This window comes from Gardnerella sp. DNF00747, assembly GCF_049262675.1.
GTDB lineage: Bacteria > Actinomycetota > Actinomycetes > Actinomycetales > Bifidobacteriaceae > Bifidobacterium > Bifidobacterium swidsinskii.
Window position 1 is genome coordinate 75,231 of the sequence record NZ_CP058394.1, and the last position, 25,060, is coordinate 100,290.

General features: G+C 43.9%; 17 protein-coding genes, 3 rRNA genes and 1 pseudogene. 15 read left to right on the forward strand and 6 right to left on the reverse strand.

The features are described 5' to 3' along the window. Positions 1 to 37 precede the first annotated feature (37 nt). From HXT32_RS00305 to HXT32_RS00315, 3 genes are all read left to right on the forward strand, one after another. A complete protein-coding gene (locus HXT32_RS00305) occupies positions 38 to 1,084 on the forward strand; it encodes a ribokinase (RefSeq protein WP_421783226.1) in 1,047 nt (348 codons plus the stop codon). A gap of 242 nt (positions 1,085 to 1,326) precedes the next feature. Then, positions 1,327 to 2,295: a ketopantoate reductase family protein gene (locus tag HXT32_RS00310; protein ID WP_064621534.1), complete on the forward strand. Its 969-nt coding sequence runs from the start codon at positions 1,327 to 1,329 to the stop codon at positions 2,293 to 2,295. A gap of 214 nt (positions 2,296 to 2,509) precedes the next feature. Next, a complete protein-coding gene (locus HXT32_RS00315) occupies positions 2,510 to 4,429 on the forward strand; it encodes an alpha-glucosidase (RefSeq protein ID WP_064622138.1) in 1,920 nt (639 codons plus the stop codon). A gap of 25 nt (positions 4,430 to 4,454) precedes the next feature. Here the strand turns inward: HXT32_RS00315 and HXT32_RS00320 are convergent, their stop codons facing one another. Beyond that, positions 4,455 to 5,228, reverse strand: a complete 774-nt coding sequence (locus HXT32_RS00320) for an SIR2 family NAD-dependent protein deacylase (protein ID WP_064622136.1) — start codon at positions 5,226 to 5,228, stop codon at positions 4,455 to 4,457. 531 nt (positions 5,229 to 5,759) lie between these two features. Here HXT32_RS00320 and HXT32_RS00325 point away from each other — a divergent pair. The 6 genes from HXT32_RS00325 to HXT32_RS00350 all read left to right on the forward strand — a co-directional run bounded on the left by HXT32_RS00325 (position 5,760) and on the right by HXT32_RS00350 (position 13,207). Further along, positions 5,760 to 5,906 (forward strand): hypothetical protein, encoded by a 147-nt coding sequence (locus tag HXT32_RS00325; protein ID WP_162720529.1) that lies wholly within the window; start codon positions 5,760 to 5,762, stop codon positions 5,904 to 5,906. A gap of 191 nt (positions 5,907 to 6,097) precedes the next feature. After that, positions 6,098 to 7,624 (forward strand): 16S ribosomal RNA (locus HXT32_RS00330). Between the two features lie 379 nt (positions 7,625 to 8,003). Then, a 23S ribosomal RNA gene (locus HXT32_RS00335) occupies positions 8,004 to 11,065 on the forward strand. A gap of 179 nt (positions 11,066 to 11,244) precedes the next feature. After that, positions 11,245 to 11,361, forward strand: a 5S ribosomal RNA gene (gene rrf / locus HXT32_RS00340). The 16S, 23S and 5S rRNA genes sit together here, the layout of an rRNA operon. 754 nt (positions 11,362 to 12,115) lie before the next feature. Continuing rightward, positions 12,116 to 12,835, forward strand: coding sequence for a nitroreductase family protein (locus HXT32_RS00345; protein ID WP_422118971.1), 720 nt, complete (start codon positions 12,116 to 12,118; stop codon positions 12,833 to 12,835). A gap of 6 nt (positions 12,836 to 12,841) precedes the next feature. Then, the gene (locus tag HXT32_RS00350) at positions 12,842 to 13,207 is read left to right on the forward strand and encodes a hypothetical protein (protein ID WP_064621606.1); all 366 of its coding nucleotides are present in this window, start codon (positions 12,842 to 12,844) and stop codon (positions 13,205 to 13,207) included. A 184-nt stretch (positions 13,208 to 13,391) separates the two neighbouring features. Here HXT32_RS00350 and HXT32_RS00355 read toward each other — a convergent pair whose 3' ends face one another. The 4 genes from HXT32_RS00355 to HXT32_RS00370 form a co-directional block, all read right to left on the reverse strand. Continuing rightward, positions 13,392 to 13,763: a hypothetical protein gene (locus tag HXT32_RS00355; RefSeq protein ID WP_116712672.1), complete on the reverse strand. Its 372-nt coding sequence runs from the start codon at positions 13,761 to 13,763 to the stop codon at positions 13,392 to 13,394. A 10-nt stretch (positions 13,764 to 13,773) separates the two neighbouring features. Beyond that, positions 13,774 to 14,244: a hypothetical protein gene (locus HXT32_RS00360; protein WP_119522943.1), complete on the reverse strand. Its 471-nt coding sequence runs from the start codon at positions 14,242 to 14,244 to the stop codon at positions 13,774 to 13,776. Positions 14,245 to 14,404: 160 nt separating this feature from the next. Then, positions 14,405 to 15,565, reverse strand: coding sequence for a histidine kinase (locus HXT32_RS00365; RefSeq protein WP_119522944.1), 1,161 nt, complete (start codon positions 15,563 to 15,565; stop codon positions 14,405 to 14,407). Further along, on the reverse strand, positions 15,562 to 16,233 hold the full coding sequence (locus HXT32_RS00370) for a response regulator transcription factor (RefSeq protein WP_119504703.1): 672 nt from the start codon (positions 16,231 to 16,233) through the stop codon (positions 15,562 to 15,564). The genes HXT32_RS00365 and HXT32_RS00370 overlap by 4 nt, the downstream gene beginning before the upstream one ends. A gap of 476 nt (positions 16,234 to 16,709) precedes the next feature. Here HXT32_RS00370 and HXT32_RS00375 point away from each other — a divergent pair, with 476 nt between their 5' ends. The 4 genes from HXT32_RS00375 to HXT32_RS00390 are packed head-to-tail and all read left to right on the forward strand — an operon-like array spanning position 16,710 to position 20,066. Next, the gene (locus HXT32_RS00375) at positions 16,710 to 17,612 is read left to right on the forward strand and encodes an efflux RND transporter periplasmic adaptor subunit (protein ID WP_119522946.1); all 903 of its coding nucleotides are present in this window, start codon (positions 16,710 to 16,712) and stop codon (positions 17,610 to 17,612) included. Continuing rightward, positions 17,609 to 18,319: an ABC transporter ATP-binding protein gene (locus tag HXT32_RS00380; protein ID WP_102703485.1), complete on the forward strand. Its 711-nt coding sequence runs from the start codon at positions 17,609 to 17,611 to the stop codon at positions 18,317 to 18,319. The genes HXT32_RS00375 and HXT32_RS00380 overlap by 4 nt, the downstream gene beginning before the upstream one ends. Beyond that, on the forward strand, positions 18,303 to 19,514 hold the full coding sequence (locus HXT32_RS00385; RefSeq protein WP_119522947.1) for an ABC transporter permease: 1,212 nt from the start codon (positions 18,303 to 18,305) through the stop codon (positions 19,512 to 19,514). Before HXT32_RS00380 ends, HXT32_RS00385 begins: the two co-directional genes overlap by 17 nt. A 27-nt stretch (positions 19,515 to 19,541) precedes the next feature. After that, on the forward strand, positions 19,542 to 20,066 hold the full coding sequence (locus HXT32_RS00390; protein WP_119522948.1) for a hypothetical protein: 525 nt from the start codon (positions 19,542 to 19,544) through the stop codon (positions 20,064 to 20,066). Between the two features lie 44 nt (positions 20,067 to 20,110). On the opposite strand, the gene HXT32_RS00395 is transcribed toward HXT32_RS00390, so the two are convergent. Further along, positions 20,111 to 21,373: an MFS transporter gene (locus HXT32_RS00395; RefSeq protein ID WP_064621614.1), complete on the reverse strand. Its 1,263-nt coding sequence runs from the start codon at positions 21,371 to 21,373 to the stop codon at positions 20,111 to 20,113. A gap of 379 nt (positions 21,374 to 21,752) precedes the next feature. Between HXT32_RS00395 and HXT32_RS00400 the strand changes: the two are divergent. Both HXT32_RS00400 and HXT32_RS00405 read left to right on the forward strand, forming a co-directional pair. Then, positions 21,753 to 22,760 (forward strand): annotated as a pseudogene (locus HXT32_RS00400) (alpha-amylase family glycosyl hydrolase); the annotation flags it as partial. A gap of 984 nt (positions 22,761 to 23,744) precedes the next feature. Then, entirely contained in the window at positions 23,745 to 25,016 is a 1,272-nt protein-coding gene (locus HXT32_RS00405; protein WP_162863161.1) for an extracellular solute-binding protein, read from the forward strand. Positions 25,017 to 25,060 lie beyond the last annotated feature (44 nt).

The following is a 25,060-nucleotide window of genomic DNA, read 5'->3' on the forward strand; positions in this document are numbered from 1 at the left end:
TGCGCAATATTTAGGGAGAATTATGTGTAGTTATCATATGCTTGACTCGTTAGAGAGTTTAGAAAAGATTAAAGTCATTCAGCCTGTTAACGTGGCTTTGCAACATGAGACATTGCCTGCGTTACGAAATATGAAGATGCCTACTGTAGCGATAGTTGGTTCTATGAATGCGGATTATACTATTGTTGCTAATCGTCTTCCTATGCCTGGTGAGACCATTAAAGGTAACGAAATACGAATACTGCCTGGAGGCAAGTCAGGTAATCAGGCAGTATCTGCTGCAAAGCTTGGTGCGCACGTATGTATCTTCGGTGCTGTAGGTGATGATGCTAATGCTGATTTTCTTACTGGTGCTTTGCGAGAATCTGGTGTTGATACGACGTATGTACGTCATGTACCCAATTGCAACAGTGGCGCAACAGTGATTACAGTGGATGCGCAAAGTGGCGAAAATACTATTGTTTATGCGCCTGGGTCTAACTCGCAAGTTGATATTGATTATATTCAGTCGCCATCTGTGCAAGCTGCTATTACTAATGCAAAAGTATTAGGGCTTTGCTTGGAAAGTCCATTAGAATCGGTTACGATGTGCGCTCGCTTAGCGCATGAACATGGCGTAAAAGTTTTGCTTAATAATTCGCCTTTTTTGGATACATTACCGCAAGATCTTATACGATCTGCAGATATCTTACTGGTCAATGAGCATGAAATGGCACAGCTATTGCATATTTCAGAACCAGATAGCGGTGATTGGGATTCATTTGATTGGAAGCATACGCTTCATGCAATGCATGAGTTTGGCTTTAATGAGGCAATAGTAACACTTGGCTCACGTGGGTCTATGGTTTTGGATTATGCTGATAATTCGGTGCATCGAATTATGGCTCAGCATGTCAATGCCGTTGATACTACGGGTTGTGGCGATGCTTTTATGGGTACTGTGCTTGCGTGTTTGTCTGTGGATATGCGGTTGGTTGATGCAGCGTCACTCGCTTCTTATGTAGCGGCATATGCTGCTACTGGATTTGGTGCCCAAGCTTCTTACGGTACAGTTGCTCAAATTCGTCAATTTTTTCACTTGTAAGTAGGTGATGCATGCATAAATTGTAAGTATATTCAGTTGACGTTCGCGCCTTGCCGATGTACAGAATTTTGACATTCTTCTAAAACTGTGTAATATGCTATAAAAACCAAAAAGCAGTTGGCTGATTTTAGTCACTACAATCAGCCTTACTGCTTTTTACTATATTTACAGTCGCTTCGACGAATTTTCATGTATGCACGAATTTCGCCTAAGCACATTTTTACCTAAAAGGAGGTGTCACTATGAGTGGCATGAAATATGCAATGATCGGTTCGGGAGCTATGGGATATCGCTATGGCGTTTTGTTGCAGGAAACGGCTGGCATTCATGTTGATTTCATTGATGCCTGGGATGAGAATGTGAATAAAGTTCGCGAGCAAGGCGGCGTAATGGTGAGCCGTGACCATGAAAACCGTCATTTGGTACCGATTAATATGTATACGCCTGAAGATTATGATGGCGATCCAGACGTGTGGATTGTGTTTATGAAGCAAATGCAGCTTGCGGAAATGTTGGAGCGTTGTAAGCATTTGTTTAAAGAGCATCAGGTAGTGTTTGCTGCTATGAATGGCTGGGGTCATTTTGAAAAGTTGCAGCAGTACTTCCCGGATGATCATATTTACGGCGGAACTGCCATGATTGCAACCGTTTTGAACGGTCCGGGCGACGTTGATTTTATTGGTAAAGTTGGCGTTGGAACTATGAATATGTGCGCGTTGAACGAGCAGGTGAGTGACGTTGAGCTTGCTATGCGAGACGACTTTAAAGCTGCCGGATTGAATCCTACTATTACGGAAGATTTCAAGGGTACGTGCATGGCGAAGGTAGTTTTCAATTCCGTAGTTAACACTTTGTGCACAATGTATCAGATTCAAATGGGTCAGTTTATTTCGTACCCTGGGGCTATGGATATGGCTCAACAGCTTATTAACGAAGCGTACGACGTGTGCGATCGTGCCGGAATTCGTATGGTTAATACGCGTCAGCAGGAGCTAGAGGCTATCGATTACGTAAGTCGCGTTGCAAATCCTCTGCACTATCCTTCTATGTACCAAGATATGAGTCGCGGACGAAAGACTGAAGTCGATTACATTAATGGTTACATAGCGAAGCTCGGTCGCGAAAATGATTACGTTTGCCGCACTCACGAATTCTTAACGCATGGAGTTCATTTGGCAGAACTCGCGTTCAAACTTCATAATCAGCAATAATTTAGAGAGTATCCCTATAGCTCTTGCAATGAATGAGAAGGAGGCGCGGCTCGCGGTTTTTACTGCGGGCCGCTTTTTATTATCCGCGCGTAACATCTAGTATGATGATAAAGTTTAGAGTCTAAAATCATAAATATTATTAAGTAAATAGAATTATTTGTAATAAATAAAACTGCAATAAAAATACTTATCAATGTAAATTAATGGGGATTAAATGACTACTTTTGACAGAGCAAACTTGCCAGAATCCGTGCGCACGAACGGCGCTACTCCAAACCCTTGGTGGGCGAATGCAGTAGTGTATCAGATTTATCCGCGAAGCTTCCAGGACACGAACGGTGACGGCATTGGAGATTTGAAGGGAATTACTTCTCGCCTTGATTATTTGGCTGATTTAGGCGTTGACGTGCTCTGGCTCAGCCCTGTTTACAAGTCCCCACAAGACGATAACGGTTACGATATTTCCGACTATCAAGATATTGATCCGCTTTTCGGAACTTTGGAAGATATGGACGAGCTGCTGGCTGGAGCTCACGAGCGCGGTCTTAAAGTCGTGATGGATTTAGTAGTAAATCACACTTCTGACGAGCACGCTTGGTTCCAGGCTTCAAGAGATGCTTCTAGTGATTACGCTGATTGGTATTGGTGGAGGCCTGCGCGTGAAGGTTGTGTGCCTGGTGAGCCGGGTGCGGAGCCGAATAAGTGGGGTTCGTATTTCGGCGGTTCCGCGTGGACTTACGATCCGAAGCGCGGAGAATACTTCCTTCACCAGTATTCACCAAAGCAGCCAGATTTGAATTGGGAAAATCCTGCTGTTCGCGCTGCCGTGTACAAGATGATGAATTGGTGGATGGATCGCGGAATTGATGGCTTCCGCATGGATGTGATTACGCAAATTTCCAAGCATGTTGATTCTGAAGGTCGTTTGCCGGGTGAAGATGGCTGCCAAATTGAAGATTTGCCAGCTGGTGCTGACGGCTATTCTTCGCCATTCCCGTTCTGCTCGGACGGTCCTCGTTTAGACGAATTCTTGCGTGAGATGCGTGCAGAAGTTTTCGACGGTCGCGAAGGTTATCTTACTGTTGGCGAGGCTCCGGGAATTTCTCCGCACCGTAATACTTATATTACTGACCCTGCTCACAGCGAACTTGACATGTTATTCCTGTTCAATCATGTGGATATCGATTGCGAAAACGGTACTAAGTGGAATCCTGTGCCGCTAAAGCTTACGGCATTAAAGAGCGTGATGGCAGAGCAGCAACAAGCGGTAGCGGATGCTGGTTGGGCGAGCCTGTTCTTTAATAATCACGATCAGCCGCGTGCGCTTTCTCGCTGGGGTAGTGAGGCTAGCGAGGAGATGCGCGTGCGCTCTGCTAAGGCGATTGCCATGCTTCTTCACATGCACCGCGGCACGCCTTACGTGTACCAAGGCGAGGAAATTGGTATGACTAACGCGCACTTTACGCGTCTCGAGCAGTATCGCGATTTGGAAGCGTTGAATATGTTTAAGCAGCGCGTAGAAAAAGCGCATATTCAGTCTGCTGAGTCGATGATGGATGCGCTCGCAAAGCGCGGCCGCGACAATTCTCGAACTCCAATGCAGTGGAATGCTTCTAAATACGCGGGATTCATGCCTTTTAATGTTCAGTCGGTAAATAACGCAGAGCCGTGGATTAGTGTGAATCCTAATTATGTGGATATTAACGCAGCAGAGCAGATGGAAGATTCAGATTCCGTTTACGCTTTCTATAAGTATTTGATTGCGCTTCGTCATTCGGAGACGATTGTTTCTGCTGGTTCTTGGGATTTGGTTGATGCAGATGACGAGTGCGTGTATGCTTTTGTGCGCGAGCTTAAATCTGGTTGCGAAAAGCAGGAAGATTCTGCAGAGACTGCTGCGGAATCTGCTGCAAATTCCGCGGAATCTACAGAACGCATGCTCGTAATGGTTAATATGACTGACTCAACTGTGCCTATCCCTACGCAGAGCGCGCAATTATTGCAAAATCGCGCCTCTAACGCTTTTGTGGGGCGTGACGTAATGGTTACAACCTACGACGTGAATCACGCGCTTACATCGCTTAAAAACGGTACGCTTGCGCCTTGGGAAGGTATAGCTGTTACTTTGCAATAGTTTTAATAGCATTAATTTGCAATAATCACTTTGCAATAGTTTCGTCTACTAACTTTGGCAGAGCTTTCGCAATATCTTCGCGAATAATACGCTCTGCCAAATAGTCGTATTGCGTAGAGCCCAGGTTCATTATCGTAATCGGCACTCCAGCGCGCGCAGCTAACGGCACGAGGCTGGCAGCTGGAAATACTTCCAGCGTGGAACCAATAACCCACAGCTCGTCCGCTTTAACTATTGCTTGCGCACTGCGTTCCATAGCACCTTCTGGAAGCGCTTCTCCAAAATAAACAACGTCTGTTTTTATGAGACCGTTACAAGGCATATTGCTGCGGTACGGCAGAGTGCGTCTGCAATGCGGATCCGGGTGCTCATCTAAATCTGCCATAATATCGGCAGTTTTATAGCTCGCGTGGCAGCTCATGCAGTGCGAAGTTCCGATGCTTCCATGCAAGTTCACTATAATATTTGGGTTATTGCCAGCTTTTTCGTGAAGCGCATCAAAGTTTTGGGTGGCTATAAGGTCGAGCATTCCTGCCTTCTCGAGTTTTACAAGTGCTTTGTGCGCAGTCCCCGGCTGTGCGTTCCAAACGGGAGACTCTTTTTGCCAGCGCCAAGAGTAGACGCGTTCCTCTTTACTGCTTAAAAATGCGTCTATGTCATAAACGTTCATTTGCTCTGGGTGCTTAGTCCAAACTCCATCTGGACCGCGAAAGTCGGGAATGCCTGCGCTTGTGGAGATTCCTGCGCCTGTGAGCACAACAATGTGGTGTGCTCTATTGCTCGATTGCTTGTTGCTCATTCTTCTGCTCCTTCTTTTATTAATGTCTGTTAATACCCTATTCTTATTTTCTTATTTTTCTTTATGCGCTTTACGCTTTTTGTGTTTTTATGTGCTTTGTATTCTTTATAAAAGTTTATTTAATAAGTATCTATTTATATAGGTATTTCTTATTTCATAAATAGAGCTCATATATTTTGTATGTACTGCTGCTGAGTTTGTGCGAGCGTTGTAAAGCAAGCGCTACCGCATTAAGCTCACTTTAAGTTAATCTTCTTTGGTCGTCAGATTACGCTTTCTTAATTAGTTTAAAGAAAGCGTAATTGTTTGCGCGCTTGCGCGGAAAGCACACTGTGCTTTCTGCATAAGCAAGCGCTACCGCATCGGGTTGCTTTTCGCGCTACGCTTTAAGCGAAAAGCAAGTCGATGCGACACTCCCGGTTTTGATGTTTTTGGGGCTATTCTTGATTATTTTTTGTTGGTTTTGATTATTGTTCCTGGTCTTGTGTTGGTTTTTTGGTGTTTTTTCGTGGTTTTCGACACGCCGGTGTTTTGGCTTGTTTTCAATGGTTTTGGGGTGTTTGTTTTTGGTGGGTTTGCGTTTTAGCGTGGGTTGGTGTAAGTTTATCTCTTGCTGCTCAGCGCGGCTGGTTCTCCTCGGTTGAGGTTGATGGGCCGGCTGGTGTGGTGGTGGTTTGAGAACTCAAGAGCGTGTCTGTACTACTTATTAGTTAATTATTGCCAGTTCATTGCCTGCCTTGCAGATTGCAGGGTGCCTGAGAGATGGTTAAATGGTGGTGAGGTTTTTGTTGGGATGTTCTTTCCTTAAAGAATGTCTCGTCTTTTTCTTTTTAATATTGGAGCCTTTTGTTGGCTCTTCATTGAAGTTTTTCGTGGAGGGTTCGATTCTGGCTCAGGATGAACGCTGGCGGCGTGCTTAACACATGCAAGTCGAACGGGATCTGACCAGCTTGCTGGTTGGTGAGAGTGGCGAACGGGTGAGTAATGCGTGACCAACCTGCCCCATGCTCCAGAATAGCTCTTGGAAACGGGTGGTAATGCTGGATGCTCCAACTTGACGCATGTCTTGTTGGGAAAGTGTTTAGTGGCATGGGATGGGGTCGCGTCCTATCAGCTTGTAGGCGGGGTAATGGCCCACCTAGGCTTCGACGGGTAGCCGGCCTGAGAGGGCGGACGGCCACATTGGGACTGAGATACGGCCCAGACTCCTACGGGAGGCAGCAGTGGGGAATATTGCGCAATGGGGGAAACCCTGACGCAGCGACGCCGCGTGCGGGATGAAGGCCTTCGGGTTGTAAACCGCTTTTGATTGGGAGCAAGCTTTCGGGTGAGTGTACCTTTCGAATAAGCGCCGGCTAACTACGTGCCAGCAGCCGCGGTAATACGTAGGGCGCAAGCGTTATCCGGAATTATTGGGCGTAAAGAGCTTGTAGGCGGTTCGTCGCGTCTGGTGTGAAAGCCCATCGCTTAACGGTGGGTCTGCGCCGGGTACGGGCGGGCTAGAGTGCAGTAGGGGAGACTGGAATTCCCGGTGTAACGGTGGAATGTGTAGATATCGGGAAGAACACCAATGGCGAAGGCAGGTCTCTGGGCTGTTACTGACGCTGAGAAGCGAAAGCGTGGGGAGCGAACAGGATTAGATACCCTGGTAGTCCACGCCGTAAACGGTGGACGCTGGATGTGGGGCCCATTCCACGGGTTCCGTGTCGGAGCTAACGCGTTAAGCGTCCCGCCTGGGGAGTACGGCCGCAAGGCTAAAACTCAAAGAAATTGACGGGGGCCCGCACAAGCGGCGGAGCATGCGGATTAATTCGATGCAACGCGAAGAACCTTACCTGGGCTTGACATGTGCCTGTCGACTGCAGAGATGTGGTTTCCCTTCGGGGCAGGTTCACAGGTGGTGCATGGTCGTCGTCAGCTCGTGTCGTGAGATGTTGGGTTAAGTCCCGCAACGAGCGCAACCCTCGCCCTGTGTTGCCAGCGGGTTATGCCGGGAACTCACGGGGGACCGCCGGGGTTAACTCGGAGGAAGGTGGGGATGACGTCAGATCATCATGCCCCTTACGTCCAGGGCTTCACGCATGCTACAATGGCCGGTACAACGGGATGCGACATGGTGACATGGAGCGGATCCCTTAAAACCGGTCTCAGTTCGGATCGTAGTCTGCAACTCGACTACGTGAAGGCGGAGTCGCTAGTAATCGCGAATCAGCAACGTCGCGGTGAATGCGTTCCCGGGCCTTGTACACACCGCCCGTCAAGTCATGAAAGTGGGCAGCACCCGAAGCCGGTGGCCTAACCCTTTTGGGATGGAGCCGTCTAAGGTGAGGCTCGTGATTGGGACTAAGTCGTAACAAGGTAGCCGTACCGGAAGGTGCGGCTGGATCACCTCCTTTCTACGGAGTTTTTGTGCACGCTCGGTTTGAGTGTGGTTACTGGTGTGGAAAACAATAGTTGACGTTTTTTTGATGAGTTTGTTGGGCATGCTTTTGGGTTCCCGGATTGCCACCCCCCTTTGTTTGGGGTTGCGGTCCTTGACTCACAGGATTTCAGGTTGATGCTTTTTGAGTGTTTGGCTTGGGTTTTGTGGTGTTGTGGTGGTTTGAGAACTGGATAGTGGACGCGAGTAAAATGCGAAACTTTTTTGGTTTCGATTTTTTTGCTTTTATCAATTTCAACCGGCTCCTTTTGTTGGAGTCGCTTGATCGTTTTGTGATCGTTTAGTGTGATGATTTTTTGTCTAGAGAATTTTGCTGATGGGTTCTTACTTTAGTGTTTGTCACTGGTAAGGGCGTATGGTGGATGCCTTGGTAGACAGGACCGATGAAGGACGTGACGGGCTGCGATATGCCTCGGGGAGCTGCCGAGTGGGCTTTGATCCGAGGATTTCCGAATGGGGAGACCCGGCCACTGTTATGAGTGGTCACCACAGTTTTTGTGGGGGGTACGCAGGGAAGTGAAACATCTCAGTACCTGCAGGAAAGGATACTCCGTGAGTAGTGGCGAGCGAAAGCGGATCAGGCTAAACCGGGTGCGTGTGATAGCCGTCAGGTGTTGCGCATTCGGGGTCGTGGGATGGACTGTTCAGCCTCTGACGGGGTTGAGGAGAGTGATAAAATGTCGTGCTAGGTGAATGGGATTGAATTCCCAGCCGTAGAGGGTGATGGCCCCGTAGCTTGTCGTGCGATGTCTCTTTATGTTTATTCCCAAGTAGCGCGGGACTCGTGGAATCCCGCGTGAATCTGCCCAGACCGTTGGGTAAGCCTAAGTATTCCTGTCTGACCGATAGTGTACTAGTACCGTGAGGGAAAGGTGAAAAGCACCCCGGGAGGGGAGTGAAATAGTTCCTGAAACCGTGCGCTTACAATCCGTCGGAGCCTTCTTTGTGGGGTGACGGCGTGCCTATCGAAAAATGAGTCTGCGAGTCAGTGGTATGTGGCGAGGCTAACCCGGGTGGGGGAGCCGTAGCGAAAGCGAGTTTTAAAAGGCGTTTGAGTCGCATGTCCTGGACCCGAAGCGGGATGATCTAGCCCTGAGCAGGTTGAAGCGCGGGTAAGACCGTGTGGAGGACCGAACCCACCTAGGTTGAAAACTGGGGGGATGACTTGGGGTTAGGGGTGAAAGGCCAATCAAATTCCGTGATAGCTGGTTCTCTCCGAAATGCATTTAGGTGCAGCGTCGTGTTATTGCTTACAGGGGGTAGAGCTACTGGATGCTTGCGGGCCCATACCGGGTACCAATAGCAGCCAAACTCCGAATACCTGTTAGGTTTATCACGGCAGTGAGTCGGCGGGGGATAAGCTCCGTCGTCAAAAGGGAAACAGCCCTGATCGTCGTCTAAGGTCCCGAAGCGCGTGCTAAGTGGGAAAGGATGTGGAGTCGCATAGACAGCCAGGAGGTTGGCTCAGAAGCAGCCATCCTTGAAAGAGTGCGTAACAGCTCACTGGTCTAGTGGTTCCGCGCCGACAATGTAGCGGGGCTTAAGCACGCCACCGAAGACGCGGCTGCATGATTTGTTTCATGCGGGGTAGGAGAGCGTCCTGTATGGGGTGAAGCGGCAGTGTGAACTTGTCGTGGACTTTACAGGAGTGAGAATGCAGACATGAGTAGCGAGAGACGGGTGTGAATCCCGTCCGCTGAATGACTAAGGGTTCCGGGGCCACGTTCGTCGTCCCCGGGTGAGTCGAGTCCTAAGGCGAGGCCGACAGGCGTAGTCGAATGGATGAACGGGTTGATATTCCCGTACCGGTGTTACACCGTTCGAACTGAATCTGAGAGTACTAACCTTCATTTGCTGGTTGATTGCCTTTCGGGGTTGTTGGCTGGTTTGTGTTGGGACTGTATCGGTAGTAGGTTAGCGTGGGAGTGACGCGGGTAGGTAGCCGGCTGCGGAGGTGGTTTTCCGTGGCTAAGCGTGTGGGCTGTCTCCTAGGTAAATCCGGGGGATGTTAAAGCTGAGGCGTGATGGGTAGGCTGTAAGGCTGATTCCGGTGATCCTGCTTGCCAAGAAAAGCTTCAACGTGAGGTGTGATTCCGCTCGTACCCTAAACCGACACTGGTGGTCTGGTAGAGTATACCGAAGCGATCGGGCGAATCCTGGCCAAGGAACTCGGCAAATTACTCCCGTGCCTTCGGCATAAGGGAGACCTCTGATGGTGATATGGTTTTACACTGTTGAGCTGTTGGGGGTGGCACAAGCTAGGGGGTAGCGACTGTTTACCAAAAACACAGGAGCGTGCGAAGGCGTAAGCCGCTGTATACGCTCTGACGCCTGCCCGGTGCCGGAAGGTTAAGAGGATCCGTTAGCTTCGGTGAAGCGGTGAATTTAAGCCCCGGTAAACGGCGGTGGTAACTATAACCATCCTAAGGTAGCGAAATTCCTTGTCGGGTAAGTTCCGACCTGCACGAATGGCGTAACGACTTCCCCACTGTCTCGGCCAGGAGCCCGGCGAAATTGCAGTACGAGTAAAGATGCTCGTTAAGCGCAGAAGGACGAAAAGACCCCGGGACCTTTACTATACCTTGGTATTGTCGTTAGGTGTGGATCGTGTAGCATAGGCGGGAGGCTGTGAAGCGTGGGCGCTAGCTTGCGTGGAGTCGACAGGTGAAATACCGCTCTTTCCATATCTGGCGTCTAACCTCGACACGTTATCCGTGTCAGGGACAGTGCCTGGCGGGTAGTTTAACTGGGGCGGTTGCCTCCTAAAGAGTAACGGAGGCGCTCAATGGTCCGCTCAGCCCGGTTGGCAATCGGGTGTTGAGTGTAATCGCACAAGCGGGCTTGACTGTGAGACTGACGGGTCGAGCAGGGACGAAAGTCGGAGATAGTGATCCGGTGCCGGCGTACGGACGTGGCATCGCTCAACGGATAAAAGGTACCCCGGGGATAACAGGCTGATCATTCCCAAGAGTCCATATCGACGGGATGGTTTGGCACCTCGATGTCGGCTCGTCGCATCCTGGGGCTGGAGCAGGTCCCAAGGGTTCGGCTGTTCGCCGATTAAAGCGGCACGCGAGCTGGGTTCAGAACGTCGTGAGACAGTTTGGTCTCTATCCTCTGCGCTCGTTGGAATGTTGAGGAGACCTGCCCATAGTACGAGAGGACCTGGGTGGACGAACCTCTGGTATGCCGGTCGTCACGCCAGTGGCGCTGCCGGTTAGCTACGTTCGGAAGGGATAACCGCTGAAAGCATCTAAGCGGGAAGCCTGCTCCAAGATAAGCATTCCTTGCACTTTAGTGTGTGAGCCCCCATGTAGAACACGTGGTTGATAGGCTAGATGTGGAAGCCCTGTAAGGGGTGGAGCTGACTAGTACTAACGGGCGATGGTGACATTCTTCCTCACTTTTGTGAGTGGGGAGGGTGAGTTCCTCATGAGTATTATTCTTCTAGCGTTAATGAGTACTGAATGTTTTGCTTAACGATCAGTTGGTAAGAGAGTTTTTATTCGCGTTCATGTCCGGTTCCCAAACCGCCACGTGTTGCCACTCACAGCTCGTGAGTGTATAATCTAGTTTTGCGGTGGTCATGGCTCAGGTGAGACGCCCGGTCCCATTCCGAACCCGGAAGCTAAGGCCTGACACGGCGAGGGTACTGCACTCGATAGGGTGTGGGAGACTAGCACGCTGCCGCATTATTTTTCTAGCGGGGAGTTTTCACTCCCCGCTTTTTTATTTTCGTATACTGTTATTTATTTTCTATTATCTGTAATTCTCCATTTGTGAGAACGTCCTCTCATGAAGGGAGCGATTAATTGAGAGAACAACTCCATTTACGAGAACAACCTCTCGCAAATGGAGGGTTATAGGCCAAAAAGTGTGTAAAGCTAAGCTGATGAGTATTCTGTGGCATAAACTAGTCTCAGCACTGTTAAAAACTCAGTCAAGTATCTTAAGAAAGTAACGGTCATATGTTACTCGCGCAGTACGTAATCTGCGTTAGTAACAGCCTTTGACGATTTATTGTTAAATACTCAGCTAATACATGCTTCGAACGCCGCTTAACATAAGAAATAACCCACATTCGATATACCGCGAGCCCTACTGCTATAAGGGTTATGAGCTTATTTTTTACACACTTTTTGTCCAGGTGGCGAATGTGCAGAAAACAGATTCGATTACCGCAAAACCCTTGTATTGCAAGGTCTAAGACATGATTTCTTACACACTTTTTGGCCTATAACCCGTTTTTTGTAATCCTCCAAACTCTGGACAACGCTCGCGCTATAAGCGCTCACTGCTGAGCTTGCACAGAAAGTCCACTGGACTTTCCGTCTGAGCAAGCTCACGCTCCGAATTGCTTTCGCGCGTGCAATGCTGCGCTCAAGCAGGTTGTCGCGCAAACGCCAGGAAAGTACTGCGTGCGTATTTGGTGCGATATACTAAAAGCATGACTACACAAACTTTTGAAGTACTCGCAAAGTCGCGATTTTCTGTACGTGATTTTCTAAATAAGCCAGTCGATTCTAAAATACTTGAAACTATTTTGCAAACAGCTGCACAATCACCGAGCTGGTCCAATACGCGTGGCTACATGCTCGCTATTGCTCAACGAGAACTAAAGCAACAGCTAATCGACGCATATGTGCAAAAATGCAAAGCAATGTTTCGCACTAAAGACGCTACCCTTAGCGAAGAAGAACGCCTTATAGCCCAGAAAATGAGCCAGCCGGATGGAGATTTTCCTGTAATGGCTCCGTATCCACAATCGCTTAAAGAACGCAGCGCTCGTTTAGGATTGGCGTTGTATAAACATTTAAATATTGATCGCAAAGATTTTCCTGCTCGAAATGCTCACACTTTGCGCAACTTCCAGGCGTTCGGTGCGCCAGTTATGGGATTTGTGCTTGTGCGCCGTGATTTTCTGCCGTTTGCTGCGCTGGATGCTGGAATTATGCTGCAAACGTTACTGTTGGCTGCCAAAGAGCAAGGCGTAGATTCATGCCCGCTTGGCGTTCTTGCTACATGGCGTTCGCCGCTTGACGAAGTATTCGACATTCCGCCGGAGTATGCGCTGATTACTGGTTTTGCGTTAGGGTATGCGTCTGAAGCGCACGTAAATGCTTTCCCCGCGGAGCATCCGCCAATCGAGCTTGCGCAAGAAAAGTAACTTCGAATAAACCAATCTATCTCGCAAAATCCAAAGTACTTTGGAAAATATCAGATAGAAGTGCCGGAAATACCAGGATTGTTTACTCAAGTACGTAGGCTTGACCAGGTTGCAGCAATGGTAAAAGATGCTGCTGCAACGTTAAATGTTAAAGTCAATGGCGTGAAAGTAACTCCGAAACTTAGTGAGCAAGATGAGCTTATGCTTCAGCGCATGCTAGATGCAAAATCTGCAGCTATAAAAACTCAGCAAGAGGCATCTATGCTTATGCGTGAAACGGTTCGCATACTAAGGAATCAGGGCTTGACGGTTCGTGATGTTGCAGAGCTTACGGGGGTTACTCCGCAGCGAATAAGTTCGCTTAAAGCTTAGTGATTTAATCGCAATGTGGTTGAGGTTATAAGCAAATAAATTGTTCAGTAACATATAAACTCTATGCAAAACAAATCATTAACAGATAAATAAGTAAAGGTCAAGCCGTAGGATGTGTGGCTACAACTTGACCTTTGAAAATTGTGATATGTTTTTTATGTTATAAAATCGCAGTCTAATGCTTTTATTTATTCTTGGCAATTCCAAGAGCTTTTGAACTTTCATCCTTGTCAAGGCCTATAAATAAAAGCACGATTATACCAATAATCAGCGGAACATAACCGTATCCAGATCCGTGGATTATGCCGAATATTTCCATAAGCCCATTTGCTATTACAGCTAGTGAGGATACGATAAAATATAGTTGCGCGCACCACGGTTTTTTAATGAGAAACATGGTTGCAAGTCCAAATAATCCAGCGATAATTTGAGGCACTCCCCATAGATAATCATTACGCATTACAATCAGCGCAATTCCGCTAGCAAGAAATACGCCATTGGCTATTGTCCAAAATACGGATGGAATTTGTGCTTTTGTATATTCTGAATTACTCATATTTTTCCTACTATAGCAGCATCATAATTGCTTTTGTTACAACCCAAGCCATCCAATCTGGCATCCCTGCTGATTTGCAGGCATTATAAATTCCGTCTTCAATCTTTCCAGTCCAATGCTCCAAAAATTTTATAAGCTCATTTAATCCTAAATGACTTTTAATGAATTGTTTAACTTGCTTAGGTAGTTTATGATAAATAGTTTTAATTGTTTTAACTACAAGACTAATTTTTCCACGTTCTTGTAATATGTTACGAAGCTCTGCTTGCGTTGGTTCTGCGTTAGATGCTGGAATTTTAATGAGATATCCATTAACTACATACACGCGGTAACCATCTTTTGTTGTGATGTGTTCGCATGTTATGTTTTTTTCAACGGTGCTATCTGTTGGCTCAAGAGCGAGTGCAGTAGAAGAAGGAACAACAATACTGCTAAAAATTAATGAAGCAGATAATACGCATGCTATAGCTAACTTCTTCATAATATGCCTTTCTGTACGAGAAGTAACTGTTTATGCCAAAAATCTTGACAATTTATAAATTAATGGCGTGCTAAAAGGTAAACAATATCTTGTATATGAAAACCTTTACAAATAATTACTATCTAAAACTGTTTAAGATTCATTAATCTTTTAAACTGAATCAGTAAGGCATACTATCTATATAGTTATGTTTATTTTTTAAAGGTATAACTGCATTACATTCCCAATACTTACCAAAGGCTCGAAAATAGAGTGAACCGCCTAAATGCTTTATGGTATCGCGATGAAGCAGAAGTCCTTTTTGAGATACTGAGCGAATTGCATCTTTACTTTTCCCGCCCAAAAATCGAACATTGAACTGTTTTATAACAATTTGTTTTTTACGTATCGAAATTCTGATGTAATAAACTAAAGAAGCATATTTTCGCATGTTCAAATATAGTTCTTCGATTAATTCAATAACTTCACAGATGATTTCATCGCTAATGTCTTCAGGAATATCGTTACTAGATATATTGCATATGGATCTTCCTTTTAATCCACAAGATGTATTGATTGAGTCGTTCATTTGTAGTGTATCTTCAATGTGCTGAATGAACTCGCTTCGAGCATCTTGCTTAGCAGTATTTCCACGTAGAATGTCGATAATATTATGTCCTTCTTCAAAAGCCTGATCTGCCAAATCATTTATTGCCTCAATAGCACTTCGCTGTTTTTTAGAAATAGACTTGTCAAGTAATGCTATTTTACTTTGTAGTGCAATATCTGCAATCTTATTAGTTAATCTATCGTGCATTCGCACAGCCAGATGAAGATTATTAATTGTTTGCTTATCTTTTTCATAAAGAACCATTTTTTGGTGAGAAATGCGCAAAATAATACCAGTGCAAACGCAAAATATATTTATTAAAAGGTAAGCAATAAGATACTTGAAAGACAAAGTTGATAAGTATCGGTATGCAACGTAGTGTAATGCATCTATTACTAAGAATAAAGGTAGTGTAAATTGAATCGGATATAAATACGAAATAAAAACAAATGATATGATGAGCCCGAAAGTTACTGGTGGAAGATTCAGACTAGGAATAGCAAGAATGCTGAGATGCACAAAAATATAGCACATGCTCATAAAATGCGGAAGCAAGCAAAGGAACAGATTTATAACAGCAAGAATCATGTAAACTATAACAAGTTGTATTGTGCTATTGTCGCTATTCGAGTAAATATACGCATCCATTGCGCTCGACAAACATCCCAATAGTAAAAATGTTTTATTGTCAATAAGCTTTTCTCGTAAACGACGCATTAAGAAAATAATCATTGTGTATCATTTCCTAAATATTCATCATGCAGCCATGTAGTAATAAGTTGTGAACGATTCGTCACATTCAGTTTTTTGAACACGCGACGAAGGATAGTTTCCACAGTACAAGTTTCAACAAATAAACGTTTAGCGATTTGCGCATTAGTCATTCCTCTACTGCACAACTTTACAATTTCAGTCTCATGATCCGTTAAAGCAAGGCGTCCATTTTTTGGCTTATTTTGCAAACGTTGAAATGCTGTCGTCGTGTCGTCAAAATGAAGATTGCCTATTATTTGTGGCTTGAATGTGCCATGGGCAATACTGCTAAGCATGGCGCAAATAGTTTCTGGGTGGTTCTTTCCAACAATGCCTTGTGCGCCTGCTGTTGATGCTTTTAAAGCATAATCGTTTATAGGGAATGAAGTTATAGCAATTATTATTGGGAGTGAGTATCTTCTTCGCAATTCGTATAATATTTTAATTCCCGAAACCCCAGACATATACATGTCAATTAGCAGCACGTCTGGGCATTGATTTTGACAAAATTGAATTGCTTGATCGGCGTACGCGGATAACCAGCAAATACTGCAGGACGGAACAACCTGTTCAATATATGTTTTTAGGCCGTGTAGACAAAAACAATCATCATCAACAATGCCAACAGTAATATGCTTTGCTATCATATTGCTCCTTTAGAAAAGCATTATTTAAGTAATAATAGTACTTGAATTTGTATGATGAATATCTTGTCTAGGAAAACCTTTACAAAGCAGATTGTATAAAGGTAGTTACTGGAGCTTACGAGGGTTACTCCGCAGCGAATAAGTTCGCTTAAAGCTTAGTGATTTAATCACAATGTGGTTGGGGGCTATGCGCACGGAAGTCGCTCAGTAGTGTATAAACTCTATGCAAAACAAATCATTCTCTGGTATTACGCAAGCTCCAAGAATCATAAATAAAATCATCATTTAGTCTGATGCAAACTCTTTACGGCGATTATAGGCTATTAAGCAAAAGCTTAAATCTTCAATAAAGTGACAATCATAAAAACGTCAATTGTAGCATTACCAAGCACTTTATTTATTTTGGATCAGTTTGAGAGGCTTGTTTCGACGCATACTATGTGTCTACGAGTTTGGTGAGTAAGGAGATTTGTGTTATGAGTAAGTTTATGAAAGTACTTTTGCTTGCTGCTCTGCCAGTGTGTTTGCTTACTGCATGCTCTGGTAGAGCAGTTGATAATAGTCAACAGCAGGCATCACATGATTCAGTTCCACTTGTTTCAGTCAAAAAACAGCCTTTAACACAAGTTGTGTCGGGTAAAGCAGCAATAGAACAATCGTCTACCTTTGTTATCACTGCTGTAAGTAGAGGGAATTTTTCTCCATCGGTAAAAGCAGGCAGTACTGTAAAAGCTGGAAGTGTTCTAGGCTACAATGCTAGTAACAAAATTATTGCTCCCGTAGACGCTAAAGTTGTGTCAGTAGCTGAATCGTCTGCGGACGTGCCTAAATCTTTCCCGCTATTTACTCTTAAATATGAAGGTTTTTCAATAAGCCTTAACGCAAAAGCTTTACTTCGTTCTGCGGATATTGCAGATGTTAAAGGTCGCTTCCAAGTTGAAGATGGTGTTGGGCCAACCAATTGTTTGCAAATAGTACAAAGCGGTGGAACTTCTACAGATGTTGCAGCTTCGGGTAGTAGCAAGAATGATAATGCTGATTCAACTCAAACAGATGAGTCGAGTGCGCAAAGTACGCCTAGTGTATCGTCAAAAGTTTTAACGTGTTTAATAGATAAAAGCACAGAAGTAGAATCAGGCCAAAATGCGACGCTTGTTTTTAATGGCAAGCATAAACAATCGGTTCTAACTCTGCCTGTTAGTGCAGTTGCTGGAAGAGTCCAAAAAGGATTAGTCTCATACAAGAAAGGCGATAATTGGGAGCGTAAAGAAGTTGGTCTTGGAATCAGTGACGGCGCTAATATTGAAATTACGTCTGGTTTGCATGAGGGTGATGTTGTAGCAGGTGTTTCTCCTGATCTCATTCCAGGAGTGCAATGATTATGGAGAACAATCCTGTTCCACTGGTTGAACTACAAGACGTGTCAGCGCGTGTAAAACTAGGCAATGGCGAATGGCTTACCACTGTCAACTCTGCTTCTATGTTACTTAATCAAGGTGAAACATACGCGGTAGTTGGCAGGTCTGGCTCCGGCAAAACAAGTCTTATTTCTATTATTGGATTTTTGAATAAAAATTTTACTGGAAAATACTATTATTCTGGCAAATCAATCCAAAAGTGTAGTGATGCTACAGTATCGCATATGCGCGCTCGAAATATTGGTTTTGTTTTTCAAAACTATTCGCTTATTAAGCATTTAAGCATTAGAGAAAATGTTGAGTTGCCGCTTTTATACGCAGGACTACAACAAAGCAAGCAGACAAGAAGAAAAACGATAGAAGAAGCATTATGTGCTGTTGGATTGCAAGATAAACTAAATGAATACCCTGGAAGGCTATCAGGCGGTGAACAGCAGAGAGTTGCGATAGCGCGTGCTCTCGTTACTAATCCCGAATTACTTATTTGCGATGAGCCAACTGGTGCGCTCGATAGTAGTACGGGAGAAAAAGTGCTTCAAGTGTTGCATGATCGTGTTCAAGAATCTGGAACAACATTACTATTAGTCACTCATGATATGAAAGTGGCTCGTTCTTGCTCTCACATTTTTACTATGGAAGGCGGTGTTCTTTATGATCATGCTGCTTAAAGATTTGCGCCTGTCTCCTATGAGATCCTTCCTCACAGGTTTTTCAATGTTTATAGGCATCATTGCCGTTATTGCGTCAGTGCTTATTGGCACGGTTGGTAAGGACTATCTTATTGCAACTAACGAACAGCTAAACGGTCGTAGACCAACATACGAGATTACTTTTTCAGCACAAAATTTTGACGAATATTCAGTATTTAACAAATTCTTAAATCGCATTGAATCCGCAAACCGTAACGCTAATGTTATGCTACAACCAAACACTGGACTACTGTTTAGCGCTTCTATGCCAGCCTCGAAGAGTGTAAAAATAAGCAAAGAATATAAGACTGGCAATCTTCAATATGTTGACGCTGTTTACACTACGGCAGGATACAACAAAGTTTATAACTTACCCATTGTAAGTGGAAGATGGTTTAGTAATAGCGCTAAAAGCAACGCATTAGAAATGGTAGTAAACCAATCTGCTAGCAAAAGATACAAGATTGGTGAAGTAGCATTTATTACTTCTCGTAAAACAACACAAATGAGTCCTATAAGGATTGTTGGAGTTGTGAACGATGGCGTAGACTCAGCAAAAGTATACGTGAATATTCTAGGATTATTACGTTACGCTCCAACTCTTTGGGAATATTCTGGAAAAGAAGCTCAAGGCTCAATCTACTGGTTGAATAAAGAAAATCGTCCTCAAAAATCAATTAAATCTTATGTTTCAGATGCTCTTTACGACTGTTGTGGTGGACAAGTAAACGAAATTAGAAGACATGATAATAGTGATGATTACGAGAATGTGATAATAGTATTGCAATTAAGTTTTGCTATCGTAGCAGCATTATTGCTTTTTGTTTCCGCGCTAGGTTTAATCAATATTGGTTTAGCATCGTTGGAGCAGCGCACGCATGAACTGCTTATACGCAGAGCTTTGGGTGCTACTAAATGGTCGATTGCTTCACTCGTGTTAGGCAGTGCGATTATTTTAGCACTAATAGTTTCGATTGCTGCTGTTGCTGTTTCTTTTGGTCTTGTGTCTATAGCATCAAGTTTTTGGGATGCAGCAAGCCCAGTTAGTCCGCCAGTTTACCCATATGAAGCTGCTATTGGAGCTGTTATTGCGGCTTTTATCACAGCACTTGCTGGAAGTGTGGTGCCGGCAATAAAAGCATCGCGTTTACAGCCAGCATTAGCATTGCGTTAATTTTCAAAAAATAAGAAAGAAGGAATAATGAATAATCATACTATTGGTAAAGCAACTCTTATTGTTGGTGTGCTTAGTGCGCTTCTTATGCTTAATGCGTGTGGAGGAATAGGCAACAATAATGCGAGTGGTGTGGATGGTGCGCGATCGCAAAATAGTTCGTCTAGAGAGATTGTTGATTTTGCTCATATAGAGAAGGAGTATCAGGAATCTGTGGCAAAGCTTAGTTGGCCTGAAAAATATAAAGCTCCTGCAAACTTGGTTGGAGAAGAAAAAGACAGCCAGTTCCAGAGTGGATATGGTGATACGCAAGCATCTAATTATTATCAGTGTGCTTGGGAACGGCAATGGTTAGACACGTATGCTAGTGATGAGCAAGCGGCAAGTAAAGCTTTGCATGAGCTCGAAAAAGTGCCTAGCATGCCGTTTATGGGTCCAGACCGTTGTGATGATGCAACGCGAAACTTTTTCAAAGAGCATATGCGTAAAGCAAAACTAGGAGATCCGTCAGGATTCCAACAGGATGTGCAAACTAATTGTCCTGTGATGTAATTGCATTTGCATAGCTTTATTGTGCTTTTGCACTAAATGGCTTGTTATATGCTTCTTTTTACCCATGTTGATGGTGTCCAATAATCTTTGGTAAGCATTGATGGGTATGTTTGTTTACGAGCTTGAATAATCCATAAGGCTATACCTGTTGAAACAAGTATTACACCAGCTGCAATCATTATGAATAATGATGAATTTAGATTTCCCCATGCTAGTACGCTTGCATATCCCACGATAATTCCGCATTGCTCCATAATGGAAGTAAAAGTAGTAGTCGCGCCGAGAATGCGTGTTGGTATGCCGTCGAGAAGAGCTGTTTGCCCATAGACGATAGTTGCGTCAAAAATAATACCTGCAATGAAAGCAGAGCAAAGAAAAAGAGCAATCCAATTATTAAGTGCGAAAATAAGTAAAGGAATAGAAAGGAATCCAGGTAATAAAATAGAGTATAAAATCTCATAATGTAGCACAATGTATTTGCATAATACTGAACCTACAATCATGCCAATGTTAAATATGCTGACTATTGAACCCCACGTGGATGCCGAATGAAAAAGTGTAAGACAATGGTGTGCTCCCATTAGTCTGAATGCAGCAAGCCATGAGCCTGATTGTAATGCTGATACTACTCCTAAGACTATTAACCATGGTGTAGATTTCATATAGTGTAGAGAAGCTGCAAAACCAGCAGTTTTATTGCTTCCTGTCTTCGTATTGTTTGTGCTATTTTGTGATTGCTGGTTTAGATTAACTAACAGTAGAGGTAGCGCCGCTAGTATCATCACAATAGCAATGCTCGTAAAGAAAATGAGAGGATTGCATATATCAACAAATATGCCAGTAATCGCAGGTGCAGCAAGCCTGCTGAGATTAATCCACATGCGCATGCTTGCTAAAAATTTGGTTTTTTCGCCAGTCGGTACGCTATAAGCCATCAATACTTTTTGATTAGGTGAAGAAAATGCAGTAAAGAACCCGAATATTATGCCGAGTAGCGTAACCATAATAGCAATAAGGTTATGCTGTGCTACTAAAGCGAAACCATATCCAGTGCACAGCAAGGCAAAGCAGAACGTTAGAGCTATAAACAATCTAGTTGGTGGATATTTATCTGCGATAATGCCGCCAAGTGGTGCTGCTATGCAGGTCATAAGTGCTACGGACACTGCGTTAAGTGCTGCGTGAGATAAGTCAACATGCATTAAAAGATATAGACTCACGCCAAATCTACAGCTTGTTAAAAGAAAAGCATTAAGCGATAAAACGGCAATAATAAGAGTTGTGCGAATCCGTGCCGCAGCGTTCATTTCCTTCTCTTTTTCTTTCATGTTATGAATATCTTTCATATTCTGAATGATATATGCCTATTGATATACACCTTTTTCTGGACTGCGAGTGAAATTAGTGTTTTATTGCTGTTTATAGGCAGGGGCTGCGGCTACTGGCGATAGTAGGAGAGGAAGTTAGAGAGTTTGCCCATTGCGTCACGAAGTGTTTGCAAGCGTAGCAAGTAGATAACATGTAATTATTTTAAGGGATTGACGTTTGTTTAACAATGTAGTAAATTGATTTACAAGAGTTTAACATTACGGTTCAAAGGAGACTGAAATGAACTCTCGAGCGATGAAGTTTAGCGCATTTATGCGTAGGTTTTTATTTTTTATAGTTTCATTTTTTATTAGTTTAATGTTACTTTTTAATTCACCTACTTCTGCTTTTGCGAACACTGCTCATAGTGTGCGACCATTGGAAGAAGGTGATGTTATTTATCAAGTCTTAGTTGATAGATTTGCGGATGGTGATTCATCCAACAATGATTTTGGTCATGGTGAATATAACCCTAATGATTTAGGTTTTTATCATGGTGGCGACTGGAAAGGTCTAACTAATCATTTGGACTATATAGCAGGGTTGGGTGTTACTGCAATTTGGATTTCTCCTGTGTCTGAACAAGAACCGTTGTCAAAAGACGGTAAAGAAGCAAGCTATCATGGTTATTTCACTAAAGATTTTGCAACACCAAATAAACATTTTGGTAGTAGAGCTGATTTGCAAAGGCTTATTAATGAAGCTCATAATCGTGGATTAAAGATGATTCTCGATGTTGTGCCAAATCACACGTCAGACTATCTTGATGCTTATGCTCGTAAATATAATGGGGCATATCATCCAGAAGGGTTTTTGAATAATCCAGCATTTTATCATCATTTTGGTGATTGTAAATTCGATAATACTGAATCGCAGTCTGATATAGAGCAATGTGATCTTGGTGGTTTAGATGATCTTGATCAGTCTAATCCGCAAGTCTCTAAATATCTTATTAAGACATATAAAGATTGGATTGATATGGGCTTTGATGGAATGAGAGTAGATGCTGCTCGTTCTATCCCGAAACCTTGGTTAAAGAAATTTGAGAAAGAAGTTGGGGTTCCATCATTTGGAGAAATATTTGTTGGCGATGTTGATTATGTTGCTGATTACCAAAACTACGAATGGGGTGCATTAGATTTTCCTTATTTCTTCACTGTGCGTAGAACTTTTTCAGCAGACACGGATATGCGTGACTTAGGGAAGCTATTTTCGCAGGATACGAAATATAGGAATCCAAACCAATTAGAGACATTTATTGATAATCATGACAGAGCAAGGTTTTTGACTTGGGCAAATGATGATTATCAACGTTTACGTTCTGCCTTGTCGTTTATGATGACTACCCGTGGTTTGCCAATTATTTATTATGGCACTGAACAGGCTGATGACGGTAATGGCAATGGTTCAGAAGTCCCTATTGCAAATAAGGATAATCGTAAAGATATGAAATCGTTTAACACTAAATCTCCGTTATACCAGCATATTAAACGATTAACAGAGATTCGTCGTAAGCACACTTCATTGAGGACAGGTCGTCAACTTGAGATGTGGTCTGCCAAAGATGTGTATGCTTTCTCTCGTATGGCCAAGGATAATAGCGATGAGGTTATTACAGTTGCTCATAATACTTGGGGTGAAAAGATGGTTACTATACCTCTTAGAGCAGAAAGTCATATCTCTGTAGGAACTGTTTTGACAGATATGATGAATACGAATCGTAAGGCAACTGTTGTGCCAGGAGGAGTAACCGGTAAACAGATTAAGGTGCTATTATCTTCGCATGATGTCGCTATTTTTGCCGCAGAGACGTCTACTTCTGAGTATCACCCAGTTCGTCGGAATCTTACGAAGATTATGGTTCATGCGAATGTTCCTTTAGGTCATTCGCTAACTGTAAGAGGAGATACTTATCCACTTTCTTGGAATTATGGTCGTGCATGTCATTATTTGGGTAACGACATATGGGAATTTGAAATGGAAAGAATACCTAAAGGTAAAAAGTTCCAATTTAAGGCATTGTTTGATGACAAACAGTGGGTGTCTAAAGATAATGTCTTCGGAGTTGGAGGGGAGGAGGTAGAAACAAGCGTGCATTTTTGATTTGGTGTCTGTGTGAACATGACATGTAGATTTATATGAGCCAGTGTTTGTGGCAATTAAAAAACTGTTTGCTTGTTATGTAGTCATACAACAAAGAATACAAAAATTATTAGTTTGTTTTCTGATGCTTTAGAGAATAGTTCGTCATCCATTTTCTAAATGCAAAATGAGTGCAAGTTAACATATGAATATAAAAAGAAGGTTACAATGAAGAAACTTACAAAAATATGTGCACTGATTGGTGCTGCTGCAATGATTATTAGCGTAAGTGCGTGCGGTAGTGCAAAATCGTCCGACGCTAATGGTGCAACATCGCTTACCATTTGGCATTATTGGGATGGTGCTAATGCTGATACCTTTGATGCAATGGTGAAGGATTTTAATGCTTCGCATAAAAATATTAATATTAAGACTGCGAGCGTCCCGAATTCTGATTTTATGACGAAGCTTCGTGCATCGGCTTCGTCGAAGAGCTTGCCAGATATTTCTATAAGTGATTTGGTATGGGTGCCACAGATTGCAAAAATGGGCAATTTGACTGATCTTTCTAAGGTTATCAGCTCGAAAACGCTCGATGATGTGACTCCTGCATTGATTGACTATGGTCATATTGGCGGCAAACAAGTTTCTGTGCCAGTGACTGCTAATAATCTTGCGTACATGTACAACAAGGATGTTTATAAAGAAGCTGGGTTAGATCCTAACAAGCCACCGCAAACATGGGATGAGTTGAAGAAAGTTGCCAAGACAATCAAGGAAAAGACGGGCAAGCCAGGGTATGATTTGCTTACTCAAGCAGGAGATAACGGCGAAGGTTTAACTTGGAACTTCCAGGTCAACTTGTGGCAAGCTGGTGGCGAATTCTTGACGAAGGATAATTCTAAGGCTGCATTCAATACGCCAGAAGGCAAGAAGGCTATGAACTTCTGGATGGATCTTATCAAGAGCGGCGTGAGCCCATATGCTAAGTGGGGCGAATTTGAAAAGGGCAAGGGTGGTTCTGCTCAGGAAGGTAGCTGGATGGTTGGCATCTGGGCGCCAGATCCACCGTTTGATTTCGGTGTAGCAAAAGCCCCTCATCCAAAGGATGGTAAGGAGGCAACCAATCTCGGTGGTGAACAAGCAATCGTCTTCCACAATTCTGACGCTCGTGCCAAGGCTGCTGGCGAGTTCTTGAATTGGTTCTTGCAGCCAGAACAGGTGATTAAGTGGTCGCAAAAGACTGGCATGCTTCCTGTAACGAAGAGTGTTGCAAAGTCTGATAAGTATTTGGATTGGGTTAAGAAAGAACAGCCTCGTTTAATTCCGTTTGTGGAACAAATGGAGATTGCTCATACACGTCCAAATACGCCATTGTATCCAAAGATTTCCTTCGAATTTGCAAAGGCTGTGGAGAAGGCTTTCGCTGGAGAGCAGAGTGTTGACGAAGCGCTTGCGAATGCTGAAAAGGCAGTAAACGACGTGATTGCCAAAGGCTGATTGCATAAATACTGTGCCGATAGCTGGGTCGAATGAAATAAAGT

Excerpts from the sequence above, each read along its gene's own strand:
- HXT32_RS00305 (WP_421783226.1), top strand. The coding sequence starts at position 38 with ATGCTTGACTCGTTAGAGAGTTTAGAAAAGATTAAAGTCATTCAGCCT.
- HXT32_RS00310 (WP_064621534.1), top strand. The coding sequence starts at position 1,327 with ATGAGTGGCATGAAATATGCAATGATCGGTTCGGGAGCTATGGGATAT.
- HXT32_RS00315 (WP_064622138.1), top strand. The coding sequence starts at position 2,510 with ATGACTACTTTTGACAGAGCAAACTTGCCAGAATCCGTGCGCACGAAC.
- HXT32_RS00320 (WP_064622136.1), bottom strand. The coding sequence starts at position 5,228 with ATGAGCAACAAGCAATCGAGCAATAGAGCACACCACATTGTTGTGCTC.
- HXT32_RS00345 (WP_422118971.1), top strand. The coding sequence starts at position 12,116 with ATGACTACACAAACTTTTGAAGTACTCGCAAAGTCGCGATTTTCTGTA.
- HXT32_RS00355 (WP_116712672.1), bottom strand. The coding sequence starts at position 13,763 with ATGAGTAATTCAGAATATACAAAAGCACAAATTCCATCCGTATTTTGG.
- HXT32_RS00360 (WP_119522943.1), bottom strand. The coding sequence starts at position 14,244 with ATGAAGAAGTTAGCTATAGCATGCGTATTATCTGCTTCATTAATTTTT.
- HXT32_RS00365 (WP_119522944.1), bottom strand. The coding sequence starts at position 15,565 with ATGATTATTTTCTTAATGCGTCGTTTACGAGAAAAGCTTATTGACAAT.
- HXT32_RS00370 (WP_119504703.1), bottom strand. The coding sequence starts at position 16,233 with ATGATAGCAAAGCATATTACTGTTGGCATTGTTGATGATGATTGTTTT.
- HXT32_RS00375 (WP_119522946.1), top strand. The coding sequence starts at position 16,710 with ATGAGTAAGTTTATGAAAGTACTTTTGCTTGCTGCTCTGCCAGTGTGT.
- HXT32_RS00380 (WP_102703485.1), top strand. The coding sequence starts at position 17,609 with ATGATTATGGAGAACAATCCTGTTCCACTGGTTGAACTACAAGACGTG.
- HXT32_RS00385 (WP_119522947.1), top strand. The coding sequence starts at position 18,303 with ATGATCATGCTGCTTAAAGATTTGCGCCTGTCTCCTATGAGATCCTTC.
- HXT32_RS00390 (WP_119522948.1), top strand. The coding sequence starts at position 19,542 with ATGAATAATCATACTATTGGTAAAGCAACTCTTATTGTTGGTGTGCTT.
- HXT32_RS00395 (WP_064621614.1), bottom strand. The coding sequence starts at position 21,373 with ATGAACGCTGCGGCACGGATTCGCACAACTCTTATTATTGCCGTTTTA.
- HXT32_RS00405 (WP_162863161.1), top strand. The coding sequence starts at position 23,745 with ATGAAGAAACTTACAAAAATATGTGCACTGATTGGTGCTGCTGCAATG.